Origin of the sequence: Stenotrophomonas sp. B2, assembly GCF_014947095.1 — a bacterium.
Classification (GTDB): Bacteria; Pseudomonadota; Gammaproteobacteria; order Xanthomonadales; family Xanthomonadaceae; genus Stenotrophomonas; species Stenotrophomonas maltophilia_P.
In genome coordinates this window covers 22,586-35,397 of the sequence record NZ_JADCQA010000004.1, presented here as the reverse complement: position 1 = coordinate 35,397, position 12,812 = coordinate 22,586, and the positions used below count along the sequence as shown (strand labels likewise).

8 protein-coding genes, 1 tRNA gene and 1 pseudogene are annotated in these 12,812 nt (G+C 64.4%); 5 read left to right on the top strand and 5 right to left on the bottom strand.

All coding sequences use genetic code 11. The features are described from left to right. Positions 1–44: 44 nt before the first annotated feature. The gene (locus tag IMX13_RS05330; RefSeq protein WP_065174456.1) at positions 45–965 is read right to left on the bottom strand and encodes a lauroyl acyltransferase; all 921 of its coding nucleotides are present in this window, start codon (positions 963–965) and stop codon (positions 45–47) included. Positions 966–1,026: 61 nt separating this feature from the next. Between IMX13_RS05330 and dtd the strand changes: the two genes are divergently transcribed. The 5 genes and pseudogenes from dtd to IMX13_RS19040 all read left to right on the top strand — a co-directional run bounded on the left by dtd (position 1,027) and on the right by IMX13_RS19040 (position 5,691). After that, positions 1,027–1,467: a D-aminoacyl-tRNA deacylase gene (gene dtd, locus IMX13_RS05325; RefSeq protein WP_053517128.1), complete on the top strand. Its 441-nt coding sequence runs from the start codon at positions 1,027–1,029 to the stop codon at positions 1,465–1,467. 92 nt (positions 1,468–1,559) lie between these two features. Beyond that, positions 1,560–3,413, top strand: coding sequence for an RNA polymerase sigma factor RpoD (rpoD, locus tag IMX13_RS05320; protein WP_053517130.1), 1,854 nt, complete (start codon positions 1,560–1,562; stop codon positions 3,411–3,413). Positions 3,414–3,609: 196 nt separating this feature from the next. Next, positions 3,610–5,010 carry a type II toxin-antitoxin system HipA family toxin YjjJ gene (gene yjjJ, locus IMX13_RS05315; protein WP_193395960.1) on the top strand — a complete coding sequence of 467 codons (1,401 nt, stop codon included), beginning with the start codon at positions 3,610–3,612 and terminating at the stop codon, positions 5,008–5,010. 65 nt (positions 5,011–5,075) lie between these two features. Next, a tRNA-Ile gene (locus IMX13_RS05310) sits at positions 5,076–5,151 on the top strand. Positions 5,152–5,316: 165 nt separating this feature from the next. Beyond that, positions 5,317–5,691 (top strand): annotated as a pseudogene (locus tag IMX13_RS19040) (Arm DNA-binding domain-containing protein). A gap of 843 nt (positions 5,692–6,534) precedes the next feature. Here IMX13_RS19040 and IMX13_RS05300 read toward each other — a convergent pair. The 4 genes from IMX13_RS05300 to IMX13_RS05285 are packed head-to-tail and all read right to left on the bottom strand — an operon-like array spanning position 6,535 to position 12,731. After that, entirely contained in the window at positions 6,535–8,130 is a 1,596-nt protein-coding gene (locus IMX13_RS05300) for a serine hydrolase (RefSeq protein WP_227255309.1), read from the bottom strand. A 13-nt stretch (positions 8,131–8,143) separates the two neighbouring features. Next, positions 8,144–9,268 (bottom strand): hypothetical protein, encoded by a 1,125-nt coding sequence (locus IMX13_RS05295; RefSeq protein ID WP_193395959.1) that lies wholly within the window; start codon positions 9,266–9,268, stop codon positions 8,144–8,146. Between the two features lie 4 nt (positions 9,269–9,272). Further along, positions 9,273–10,325: a DUF1611 domain-containing protein gene (locus IMX13_RS05290; protein WP_193395958.1), complete on the bottom strand. Its 1,053-nt coding sequence runs from the start codon at positions 10,323–10,325 to the stop codon at positions 9,273–9,275. A gap of 60 nt (positions 10,326–10,385) precedes the next feature. Further along, on the bottom strand, positions 10,386–12,731 hold the full coding sequence (locus IMX13_RS05285) for a TonB-dependent receptor (protein WP_193395957.1): 2,346 nt from the start codon (positions 12,729–12,731) through the stop codon (positions 10,386–10,388). Between the last annotated feature and the right edge of the window lie 81 nt (positions 12,732–12,812).

The following is a 12,812-nucleotide window of genomic DNA, read 5'->3' as shown; positions in this document are numbered from 1 at the left end:
TTCAACGTGCTGCGGCCGCCGGTCGCAGGGCGGCACGGTGGGACTCAGTGCGGGTGTTCCTCGGTCGCGTAGGGATCATCCTCGCCGCTGCCCGGTGGCCGCAGCGTATAGCGCTTGTAGGTCCACTGGTACTGCGCCGGATCGCGGCGGGCGATGCGTTCGATCCCGGCGTTGAGGGCGGTGGCCGCAGTCTGCGGGTCCGGGTCGGCCACTGCGGGGTCGGCCGGCTCGACGTGCAGGGCGAATTCCATGTCCGGCCCGATGCGCTCGCACCAGCCATACAGGACGATGGCGCCGGTGCGTTCGGCCAGGCGGTTGACCAGGGTCATGGTCAGCGCCGGCACACCGAAGAACGGAACGAACACGCCGTCACCGGCCTTCGGCTGCTGGTCCGGCAGGATGCCGGTGGCGCCACCATCCTTGAGTACCTTGAACAACTGGCGTACCGCCGGGCCCTCGGCGCGCACCTGCTGCACGTTCTGGCCACCCCGCACCAGCTGCAGGAACGCGTCGCTGGCTTCATCCTCCGGCGGCTTGTAGACGATGGCGATCTGTCCGCGCGAGGCCAGCCACTGGTTCAGCAGCTCCCAGTTACCGAAGTGCGGCGCGGCCACGATCACGCCCCTGCCGCTGGCCAGCGCCGCGTCATACAGCGCTTCACCGTGACGCTGCTTCAGGTGCAGGCGCAGGTTCTCGGCCGGCGGGCGGCTCCACAGGCGCAGGGTCTCGATGGCCTGCAGGGCGGTGGAGCGCAGCAGATCGCGATGCAGGCGCTCGCGCGCAACGGGGTCCAGATCCGGGTAGGCCAGCTCCAGGTTGCGGCGGGTGACGCGACTCTCACGGGCGTTGAGACGGATCCAGGCCCAGGCCAGGGCCTGCGCGACGCCGCGCAGCAGTGGCCAGGGCAGGCGCGTGAACAGGGTGGTGGCGCGATAGGCCAGCCGGGCTTTGCGTTGCGGGTTCATCCACGCAAGTTTAGCCAAGGGCGCTGCTATCGTGGCCGGCCCCCTGACCGGAAACCCACAGATGCTCGTCCTGATCCAACGCGTCAGCCAGGCCGCCGTCCACGTCGATGGCGAGGCCGTCGGCCAGATCGGCCCAGGCCTGCTGGCCCTGGTGGGGATGGAGCCGGGCGACACCGAGCCGCAGCTGCAGCGCATGGCCGAGCGCCTGCTGGGCTACCGGGTGTTTGCCGATGAAGCCGGGAAGATGAACCGCTCGCTGCGCGATACCGGCGGCGGCCTGCTGCTGGTCAGCCAGTTCACCCTGGCGGCCGACACCCGGTCGGGCATGCGCCCCAGCTTCACCACTGCGGCACCACCGGCCGAGGCTGAACGCGGGTTCAATCGATTTGTCGACATCTGCCGTGAAAATCACGCGCCAGGGGTGGAAACGGGCCGCTTTGGTGCCCATATGATCGTCAGCCTGGTCAATGATGGTCCCGTGACCTTCCTTCTCAGGCCCTGAAGCCGCCGGGACCACCGCCCGGCAGGCGGGGCCCCGGGCTGGTATAATGCTACGTTCCCTATTTCCTATCCAGCCGGTGGCGCGAGCACTACATGGCCAACGAACGTCCTGCCCAATCCGAAATCAAGCAACTGATCAGCAAGGGCCTGGAACAGGGCTACCTGACCTACGCCGAAGTCAATGACCATCTGCCGGACGACATGGTCGATCCGGAACAGATCGAAGACATCATCGGCATGATCAACGGCATGGGCATTGATGTCCATGAAGTTGCGCCGGATGTGGAGACTCTCCTCCTCAACGACGGCAACACCGGCAACCGCGAAGTCGACGACACCGCGGCCGAAGAAGCTGCTGCCGCGCTGAGCGCGCTCGACACCGAAGGTGGCCGTACCACCGACCCGGTGCGCATGTACATGCGCGAAATGGGTACCGTCGAGCTGCTGACCCGCGAAGGCGAAATCGCCATCGCCAAGCGCATCGAAGAAGGCCTGGGCCAGGTGCAGGCCGCACTGGGCCAGTTCCCGGTGTCGGTCGAATCGCTGCTGTCCGATTACGAAGCCCACAAGGAAGGCAAGAAGCGCCTGGCCGAAGTGATCGTCGGCTTCAACGACCTGACCGACGAAGAGCCGGCTCCGCCGGCGGCCGCCGCCGATGACAGCGACGATGCCGACGCCGAAGCCGACGAGGACGAGGACGATGATGTCGACGGCGCCGATGAGGAAGCCGCACCGACCGGTCCGGACCCGGAGGAAGTCGCCGCGCGCATGCAGGCGCTGAGCGATGCCTTCAATGCCTTCAAGAAGGCCGCCGGCAAGGGCGACAAGAAGAACCTGCCGCGCCTGCGCGAAGAGATGTCGGCCGTGTTCGTCACCCTGAAGCTGCCGCTGCCGCTGACCGACGTGCTGACCAAGCAGCTGCGCGACACCATGGCCGAGATCAAGAGCCATGAGCGCCGCGTGCTGAACCTGGCCACCGTCACCGCGCGCATGCCGCGCAAGGATTTCATCCGCTCCTGGGAAGGCAACCAGACCAACCTGGAGTGGGTGGAAGACGCACTGAAGCGCAAGCAGAAGTGGTCGTCGGCGCTGCGTGAGGTGAAGGACCAGATCATTGCCGAACAGCAGGCCACGATCGACATCGAGAAGCTGACCCAGCTGGACCTGGAAGAGCTGAAGGAAATCAGCCGTGCCATGGCCTACGGTGAAGCCAAGGCGCGCAAGGCCAAGAAGGAGATGGTCGAGGCCAACCTGCGCCTGGTGATCTCGATCGCCAAGAAGTACACCAACCGCGGCCTGCAGTTCCTCGACCTGATCCAGGAAGGCAACATCGGCCTGATGAAGGCCGTGGACAAGTTCGAGTACCGCCGCGGCTACAAGTTCTCCACGTATGCGACCTGGTGGATCCGCCAGGCCATTACCCGCTCGATCGCCGACCAGGCGCGCACCATCCGTATTCCGGTGCACATGATCGAGACGATCAACAAGTTGAACCGCATTTCCCGCCAGATGCTCCAGCAGTACGGCCGCGAGGCCACGCCGGAGGAGCTGGCCAAGGAAATGGACATGCCGGAAGACAAGATCCGCAAGGTGATGAAGATCGCCAAGGAGCCGATCTCGATGGAAACCCCGATCGGCGACGACGAGGATTCCCATCTGGGCGACTTCATCGAGGACACCAATGTGGAGTCCCCGATCGAGAACACCACCAACATCAATCTGTCTGAAACCGTGCGTGACGTGCTGGCCGGCCTCACCCCGAGGGAAGCCAAGGTGCTGCGCATGCGCTTCGGCATCGACATGAACACCGACCACACGCTGGAAGAGGTCGGCAAGCAGTTCGACGTGACCCGCGAGCGCATCCGCCAGATCGAAGCAAAGGCGCTGCGCAAGCTGCGTCACCCGAGCCGCTCGGAACAGCTGCGCAGCTTCCTGGATATCGATTGATTCCAGCGGTTGTGTCGTGAACTGGAAAACCCCGCTTCGGCGGGGTTTTCTTTTTTCGTAACTTAATTCGTAATCTAATTCAGGTGGTGAAACGGCGTGGCCCTATGAGAATCAACGGGTTGCTTTGACCTGTGCCTTGCACATCACTTCATCATGTGGCAAGAATACGTAAATTAACTCGTAACGATATCGGCGCATGGCCCGTCCCCGCACTCACCTGGTCAACGACCTGCTGGAGCGCCTGCCCCCCGGGCAGGTGGTGCCGGCGGCCGATCTTCTGGCGGGCCTTGGGATCACTCGCCCGACCCTGGGACGGTTGGTCGCCGACGCGGGAGGCGCGGTCGTGCGGCTGGGCCGCACCCGGGCGACTGCCTACGCCCAGCGCCAGGACACCCCCGCCGGCAGCGAATGGCCTCTCTTCCGCATGCGCGAAGATGGACGTCTGGAAGAGCTGGGGCAGGTCGTGGCACTGCGCGGCGACACCTTCTACGTTCAGACGCAAGGGGATCGTCCAAATCTTGTCCGCCCGCCCGAGGGCGACATCATGGGTTGCTTCCCGGGCCTGCCCTGGTATCTGGATGACCTGAGGCCACAGGGATTCCTGGGAAGAACGTTCGCCCACCGACGCGGACGGGAGCTTGGCCTCCCCGAGGACATCAACCGCTGGCAGCTTGGCGACACCCTTCAGGCGCTGGTGCGCGCAGGTGGCACCGACGTCGGCGATCTGCTGCTGGGCGGCGACGCGGTTGCATCTGCTCTTGCGGCGATGGACACACCGCCGGACCGCGTGCGCAGCGAGGATCGACAGCAGCGCTATCCCGAATGGGCAACTGCTGCGCTGGAAGGCGAAGATGTGGGTTCCTCGCCCGGCGGCGAACAGCCCAAGTTCACCACGACGGTCGAGCACGATGGCGGCCGCTATGCCGCGCTGGTGAAGTTCGCCCTGCCGGGCGCGGGGGAGGCTGCCGAGCGGTGGGCAGACCTGTTGGCCTGCGAGCATCTGGCGCTTGAGGTTCTGCGCGAGGCGGGTGTGTCTGCAGCAGAATCGTCGCTCATCCAGACCGACAGCCACACCTTCCTGGAGGTGAAGCGGTTTGATCGCTCGCCGGGCACCTTGGGACGGCGTGGATTCGTGTCGCTGTTGGCCCTGTCCTCCGCATATGTGGGTGACGTAACCATGGATTGGGGACAGGCGGGTGAGCAGTTGCGGGCGCAGCGGTGGATCCATCAGGAGACCGCGACCGCCCTGTCGCGGCTGCACGCCTTTGGGCAATTGATCGGCAATACCGATATGCATCAGGGCAACGTCGGCTTCCATCTGCTGGATCGGGGGGCGTTGCCGCTTGCCCCTGCCTACGACATGCTGCCGATGTCCCTGGCCCCCTCGCGAACGGGCGTTCTGCGGGCGACAACGCCGCTTCCCCCGGTCGCACCACGGCGCGCAGGCCAGTTGGATCATCTGCAATGGGCGGCTCCGCTCGCGGTAGATTTCTGGGAGCGGGTTGCAGCGTCTGGCCTGCTGCGCTCCAAGGTGCTGCTGGAAGTGGCCGGACAGAATGCGGCTCGGGTCCGGGCCATGGGGAATCGTTTCGGCTGAGGCACGCTTCTGCGGCCGGTCGGTGGCGAGAGAAGGCCTGACTCAACTACACTTTCACGTTGCACGGGCCTATAGCTCAACGGTTAGAGCAGAGGACTCATAATCCTTTGGTTCCAGGTTCGAATCCTGGTGGGCCCACCACATTGACGTCCAGTGAAGTCCGGGGATGTCCGATAGTGTTAAATCAAGCTTTTTTACGGCGCTTGACCGTCCATCGGCGTCCGTTCCCATCCACCTGCATCCGCAAATGAGTGAGTCAGGCTGTGAGTCGAGGATATGTAGTTGCCGACCCTGACTCACCAGCAGATGACTCACATGCTCACCGACACTAAAGTTCGCACACTGAAGCCCAAGGCAGCGGCCTACCGGATCGCTGACTCGAATGGGCTATGCATCGACGTGCGTCCGACGGGGTCGAAGGCTTGGCCCTACCGCTATAGGTAAGCCGGTAGGGCCAGCATCGTCGCCCTCGACGAGTACCCCTCAATGTCGCTGAAAGCTGCTCGCGCCGAACGTGACCGTCTACGTGCGCTGCTGCGCGGCGGAGCCAACCCTGCTCAGGTGGCAAGGGTCGATAACGCAGTGCAAGGAGAGTGCGCCGCAAACACCTTCGGTGCCATTGGAATGGAGTTGCTCGCCAAGCGGACGAAGGAAGGTCTTTCCCCTGGATCCGTTGGATGAGCCCTGCATTGCCTTGGCCTTGGCCCAGAACGGCAACAGCTCCCAAGACAACCGATCGACCTCCCGGCCTTCGCAGCTATACAGAATCACTGAGGCGCGCTGCGTCGGCGCCCAGTGTGGCTGGGCTGAATCTCGGCGAGGCCGGGGCCGCGGAGCTGGCGCGAATCAAGGCAGCGCTGTGGCCACGCAGAACTTCGGCCGACACTAAGCTGGAGGCCGAAGCACATGCAAGTTGAATCAGCGCGTGGCACATCCCGGCAAAGGGTGTGACCTTCGCGAGAACCAAGAACTGGGATTACTGTGAGCGGACACCACATTGGGTGACGGCCTCGATGTATCGAGCCTGTCGGCGCTTCAGGAACTTGCTGTAGAACTTGATATCGCTTCCCCCTCCAGTTCGGGGGGCGACCTCAACAAACTCCGCCGGGACGCCGCCATTGGAGTTCGACACGGAGTAGCCATCGGAACGGGGCTCAAGCACATACTGCCATCGTGATCCTCCAATGCTCACCTCTCCCCATGCGTCACGGACACAAGTGGCAGCGGCTAAGGGATCCTGATTGGACGAAAAAGTGGCTACAGGTCCGGTACTGCGCATGTCGCCAACAGAGGTGCAGGCTGCCAGCAGCATAAGGGTGATTCCGGCTGCTGCGATCCTGAGGTGTTGAGTCGTTCCGTGCATGCGGCAGCTCCATGGGAAGTGACGAACTGTGACGCAATAGCGAGAGGGCTTCAACAGTGTAGTAGTCAGTTCAGCCAGTTGCCGGCCGTGGCCTGGATCAACGTGAAGGACCCGGTGAGAGCGCAGGGCAGCAACCGCCGCCCCTGGAGCGGCCAGGAAACCTATCTCCCGGCCGGCTCGAACCTGAGGTCCTGGTAGTCGTAACTGAAGTCCGCAAGCGGTGACGCCGCTTTCATCGTGATGTTCGCCACGTGTCCTTCCGCGTTCAACGCAAAGGTCACGAACGCGGGTTCGAGCGCCGTGTCATCCCAGTCGACGCGGAACGTGTCGTACTGCCAATGCCGCAGCGTACCCACCATGTTGGGGGTGCGGGTGAAATCCATGCGGAGCGTTCCCCCCTGTTCGGCGACGGTCGCTTCGCCATACCACGCATCCGCGTAGCGACCCACGTAGCCGCGTGCCGGTAGCGATGGACGCGAAGCGGTGCGTGCGGTCGGCGCCATGTCTTTGAGTGCCTTCAATCCGCCGGTCAGGCGATCCTGGTACCAGCTCGAAAAGGCGCCCACCCAATCGCGCCGCTCAAAGCCGAGATAATGATCCATCAGCTCGTAACCGAGGCCACGGAGCACGTCCACGTCCTCGGCGTTCATCTGCAGGGCGATACCGAGCTTCCGGTCGGGTACCAGCACGACGAACGTGATCACACCGAACACCGCGCCGCCGTGCTGTATCACCTTCACACCGCGATAGTCCTGCACGTACCACCCGTAGCTGTAGCCGGAAAACTGCGGGGTGATGTCGCTGATCGGAGCCGGATAGGGGCTGATGGGGGTCGGCACCTGCGGTGTCCACATCGCGCGTGCGGAGGCCTCGCTGTACAGGCGCGTGCCACCATCGGGCAGCGCGCCCTGACCCAACTGCACCTGCATCCAGCGGGCAAAATCCTTTGCGCTCCACGACAGGCCGCCGGCGGGAGCGCCCACCTGGCCCAGACCTTCCCGCTCAGGCAGCATCTGCTGTTTTCCCAGGCCGCGCAGCCGTGCGTCCAGGCGTGCATGCGGTTGTACCCGATTGGCAGTGGCGAACCGGTTGGCCTCGTCGCTGACGGCGGTTGTCATGCCCAACGGCTTGAAGATCCGGTTGGCCACGAAGGTTTCCCAGGACTGCCCGCTGACCTGGCTTACCAGTTCACCGGCTACGATGTACAGGATGTTGTCGTACGCATACCCACTGCGGAAACTGGTGGCGGGCTTGAGATGGCGCAGTGCTCTCACGATCTCCATGCGCGTGCGGGACGTGCGCGGAATGAACAGGAGGTCGCCTGCGCCCAGTCCCAGGCCACTGCGGTGCAGCAGCAGGTCCGCCACGGTCATTTCGCGGGTGACCCACGGGTCGTACATGCGGAAGTCCGGCAGGTGGTCGATCACCTTGTCGTCCCATCCCAGCTTGCCCTCATCCACCAGAATCGCCAGCGCGGCAGCGGTAACGGCCTTGCCGGTCGAGCCGGTGGGAAAGATCGTATCGCCATCGACCGGCTCGCTGCCTCCCAGGCGGCGTACGCCATATCCCCGGGCCTGCACGATCTGCCCGTCCTTGACGATGGAGATCGCCATGCCCGGTACCTCGCGGGATTTCATCGCCTGCAGAACACGGGCATCAAAGTCCGCCGGCAGCGAGGACTGTGCGTTGGCCAGTGCCGCCACGCAGAAAAGCGCGCAGGAGATCATTGTCTTCCATGTTCTGGACGTGCGGGTCATGCGCGATCTCCGATCAGGAATGGGCGGTAGGCGCCATGCGGCGCGCAGCACGTTGCAACAGGCGCCAGCTGCCAACGGTCAGCAGCGGCAGGATGTAGAGGAACAGGAACATGTAGGCCAGTCCCCGGTAGCCCTGCGCGATCAGCGCCACGAGGCCCACGCGATCAGCGATGAAAATGGAGCCGACCAGCAGCACGCCGGCGATCATCGACCGTGCGGGCTTGCCCAGTCCCGCACCATCACCTCCTGCGAACGTACGGGCGATGCGTTCGTTGCAGGCATGCACGACGGCCGTTCCGCTTTCCAGCAGAGCGCTGAAGATCATCAGCTGGAACAGCACATGGAATACCGGCAGGTTCAACTGGCGCAGGATGAAGTCCGAAGGCAGCGCGACGGTTCCGATCTGCGGATACCACGCCAGCATGCACAGGAAGAAGAACAGCCCCGGGAGCATCGCCAGCGGGCCGGACAGCACGCCGGCCACCACGGCATCGCGACGGCTGAGGAAGTGCCTGGCCAGCGGCAGTATGATCACCGCGCCGACGATGTTGTAACCCGCATAGGTCAAGCCGCCCTGGAGCCAGCCGGTGGTCGGTTGCGGTACCGACAGCGTGGTGAACGCCGCATCGCCGAAGCGGGCCAGCACCAGCACCAGGAAGGCGGCATAGGTGCCATACAGCAGTACGGAGACCCATTTGAACAGGGCCTCCACGGTATCGTTGCCGAAGGTGACGAAGAATCCGATGGTCACCATCAGCAGCAGCGTGCCGGCCAGTGTCGGCCAACCCAGCAACGCCGAAAAGATTTCCCCTGCCGCTGCTCCGAACACCGCCAGGATGAGCACCATGAAGATGCCGTACGCCAGCTCGAACAGGAAAGCGAACGGCCCCAGCAGCATTTCAAAGAAGCTGCGGTAGTCGAAACTGCGGGTGGCGTGCGCCAGCGCGAAGGTCAGTGCGCAGACGAGGCTCCAGCAGGCCATCGCTACCAGGATCGCCAGCATGCCGCCCTGGGGGCCGCTGGGAATGAAGTATTCCGCCAACTCGCGGCCCGTCGCGTATCCGCCGCCGATCACCGCGGCCTTGAAGGCAAGACCGGGAAGTATCCAACGTTGGAATCGCGTCGCGGCGTTGGTCATCGGCTCATTCTGCCTGCTTGGCCAGGCAGGCGCTTACCAGGGCATCGAATGATTCCCCACCCCGCACGGGATCGGCCACGGGCATGCCGAGGCGGTCGGAAAGCGCATTGATGGCGCGGTACGCGGCGTCCGCCTCCAGTTTCGCGGTATTGAGGCTGATGCCGGCGCAACGGATGTCCGGGTTGGTGCGCGATCCCAGGGTCAGGGCCAGCTCGACCGTGTCTTCCAGCGAGGGGAGCGCATAGTGGGGATAGCCCAGCACATGGTCGCGTCCATGCTCGTGGCAGACCACCACCACGTCCGGCTGGCTGCCATGCAGCAGGGCCAGTGATACGCCGGCGTAGGCGGGATGTGAGAGCGATCCCTGGCCTTCGATCACGTCCCAATGGCAGGGGTCCGCATCGGGAGACAGCATTTCAGCTGCGCCGGCGGCGAAATCCGCGATGACCGCGTCCATCGGAATGCCGGCGCCGGCGATCAGGATGCCCGTCTGACCACTGGCGCGGAAATCCGCATCAACCCCGCGGACCTGGAACGCGCGGGCCAGCGTCAGCGCCGTGTATTTCTTGCCGAGCGCGCAATCGGTGCCGACAGTGAGCAGGCGTTTGCCCGTGCGACGGATGCCGCTGGCGATGGGCAGGTTGCGTGGTGGCTCACGGACGTCGATCAGCCGACGGCCGAGCGCGCGTGCCGCGTTGCGAAGGGTATCGATGTCCGACAGCCGCATGTGCATGCCGCCGATCAGGTCCAGGCCAGCTTCCAGTGCCTGCAACAGCAACGGAATCCACGCGTTGGGGATATGTCCGCCGGGGTTGGCGACGCCGATCACCATCGCCCGGGCGCCCGCCATGCGGGCATGCTCGGGGGTGAGGAAGGGCAGGCCGGCGCTGACGCCGACATCCTCGCACGCGAACTCACCCACGCAGCGCTCGCGTGCCCAGTCGCGAAGGCCGTAGGCGGTCTTCGCATAGTTCGGCTCCCGGGTGTCGCCGAGGAACAACAGGTAGGGCTGCGGAAGCGCTGCGGCTTCGTGCAAGCTCGAAACGGCGGTCTGCATGCGCGGGTCCCGAAGGGGGTGGGAGGATGAACGGCGGCAGTGAAGCGATGCAGGCCAGGCTCAGAACCGGAAGTCCAGCTCCATGCCGTACGTCCGCGGTTGTACGGGGACTGCGGCCACGTGCGAGTTGACCCGCGACAGCGCACCGGCGACGCGTGCCAGCGTCAGCCAGCCGTCCTCCCCGGTCACGTTGTTGACGTAAGCACGCAGTTCCCAGCTGCCACGGCCGATGCCGGCATACAGGTCGAGGGAATGGTTACTGCCGAGCTTCAGCGGCGAGGTGATGACGTCCGGCATCACCTGGGTATCTGGATCACCGGGGGCAGTGAAGCGCTGCCGTTCGGTGGTGCCATTGAAGCGCTCACCGGTCCAGCGGAACGCGCCGCCGATCTGGCCGTTGTAGCCGTTGGCGGTGGAAAACGCGTATTCGGCGGTCGCCGTCCAGGACAGTCGCGGGGAATACGGCATGCGATCGTCGGCCAGGCCGGTCCACTGGATGAAATCAAACCCATCCTGCGGAATCACGGTAGGGTCAAAATCGTTCTTCAGCCGTGAGTTGGTGTAGGCACCGTTGAGCCCGAGCGTCAATGCATCGGTGACACTGAACTGCGAAGAAAGCTCAACGCCTTCGCTGGTGGCCTGGCCACCATTGACCAGGCCGCTGATGCCGTTGAACGAAGAGGAAACCTGGATGTCGTCCCAGTCGATGCGGAAGACGGAAAGATCGAACGTGACGCGGCGATCGGCGAACTGCGATTTGATGCCGACCTCATAGCTGTCGAGCATCGACGAATCCACCTGCGGCGGAATGCCGACCATCGCCACGTTGGGGCCACCGGGCTGGTAGCCGGTGGCGACGCGGGCATACAGCATGATGTCGTCGGAGAGCTTGAACTGCGGGCTCACGCTCCAGGTGAACACATTCTCGCTGGAGGTTCCGGTGGTTACACCGATCGGTGCAAGGATGCCTTCCGATACCCGCTGGCTGTACCACTGGTCATTGCGCGCCTGGCGGACGCCGAGGTCCAGCTTGAAGCGATCGCTGATGCGCCAGGAGCCATTGGCGAACACCGCGTATTCCTTGTAGGTGCTGGGCAGGCCAATGACCGCCAGGGTGCCGAACTGCGCATCGTAGGGCGGCGGCAGCGGCGTGCCATCCCGCTCGGCGAGACTGGCCACCTGATCCTGCTTGCTGTCTTCCTTGGTGTAGAAGCCACCGACCATCCATTCCAATGTTCCACCATCCTTGGACAGCAAGCGGAACTCCTGGGTGATCTTGTCCATGTCGTAACCGTAGCGCAGGCTGGAACTTCCCGGCGCGGGCAGGCCCAGCAACAGGTCGGCCACTTCACCGAACTGTGTCGTCGCGTCGATCTGGTCCATGGTCTTGGTCTGCGACCAGCCGGTTGCCGATACGAGATTGCCCCAGCCCAGGTCCCAGTCCATGCTCAGCGACACCAGCGTCAGGTCCTTGGAGAAGGGACGCGGCTGCCAGACGGTGTCCTTCTGTTCGCCGAACAGCGGCGTCAGTGTTTCCGGATCGAGCGCCACACCGGCGCGATCATCACTGCGGATACGCTGGTGCAGCACCGACAGTCCGAGATCGAATGCATCACCATCCCAGGCCAGCGCAGTACGGGCACCGATCTGGTCGCCGGTGTTGATGTCCTTGCGGCCGTCGATGACGTTGTCGGTGAAGCCGGCAAGACCGTTGCGGGCGAAGCTCATGCGCAGGCCGAGCCGCTCGTCCTTCAGCGGCAGGCTGGCGCCCAGGCGCGCGTTCCAGGCTTGGCCGCCGCCCTGCACGGAGCGCAGGCCGAAACCCACACGGGTTTCTTCACCCACTACTTCCGGCGCGCGGGTCACGTACTTCAGCAGGCCACCAATGGCGCCTGCGCCGTACAGGGTGCCCTGCGGACCGCGCAGTACTTCGACGCGGCTGATGTCGTAGGGCATCAGGTCGAGCATCAGCGCACTGGCGCCCTGGTAGATCCCGCTGGAGCCGACGGGCACGTCGTCGATGTAGGTGGCCACCGTCGCGCCGGACGACAGCGCGGAGATGCCGCGCAGGGACACGCGGGTCAGGCCAGGGGTGCCGTCGTTCTGCACCTGCAGGCCGGGAATATAGGCGGCATAGTCTGACAGCGAGACCGCGCCGGTGTTTTCCAACTGGCGTTCACCGATCACGCTGATCGAGGCGCCCACTTCACGCACATTCTCTTCGCGCTTGTTGGCAGTGACCACCACGGTATCGAGCTGCTGGGCATCGGTGCGCTGGGCACCTGCGTTCGCCGCGTTCGTGCCGTCCTGTGCGAGTGCCGAAGCACTGCAACAGGCCAGCGCGCCAGCGATCGAAAGGGAAAGGTGGGTGCGGTACCACGGCCGTGCGGACTGGAACTGGATCATGCCTGCTCTCCCGGGCAAGGTTGAATCAGTGATGGTCTGGCGTCGACGTGTCGCCCTTCGCACGCGATCTGTCCTGATCCG

Bases quoted from the DNA above. Each gene is read 5' to 3' on its own strand.
- IMX13_RS05330 (WP_065174456.1), bottom strand. From the start codon at position 965: ATGAACCCGCAACGCAAAGCCCGGCTGGCCTATCGCGCCACCACCCTG.
- dtd (WP_053517128.1), top strand. From the start codon at position 1,027: ATGCTCGTCCTGATCCAACGCGTCAGCCAGGCCGCCGTCCACGTCGAT.
- rpoD (WP_053517130.1), top strand. From the start codon at position 1,560: ATGGCCAACGAACGTCCTGCCCAATCCGAAATCAAGCAACTGATCAGC.
- yjjJ (WP_193395960.1), top strand. From the start codon at position 3,610: ATGGCCCGTCCCCGCACTCACCTGGTCAACGACCTGCTGGAGCGCCTG.
- IMX13_RS05300 (WP_227255309.1), bottom strand. From the start codon at position 8,130: ATGACCCGCACGTCCAGAACATGGAAGACAATGATCTCCTGCGCGCTT.
- IMX13_RS05295 (WP_193395959.1), bottom strand. From the start codon at position 9,268: ATGACCAACGCCGCGACGCGATTCCAACGTTGGATACTTCCCGGTCTT.
- IMX13_RS05290 (WP_193395958.1), bottom strand. From the start codon at position 10,325: ATGCAGACCGCCGTTTCGAGCTTGCACGAAGCCGCAGCGCTTCCGCAG.
- IMX13_RS05285 (WP_193395957.1), bottom strand. From the start codon at position 12,731: ATGATCCAGTTCCAGTCCGCACGGCCGTGGTACCGCACCCACCTTTCC.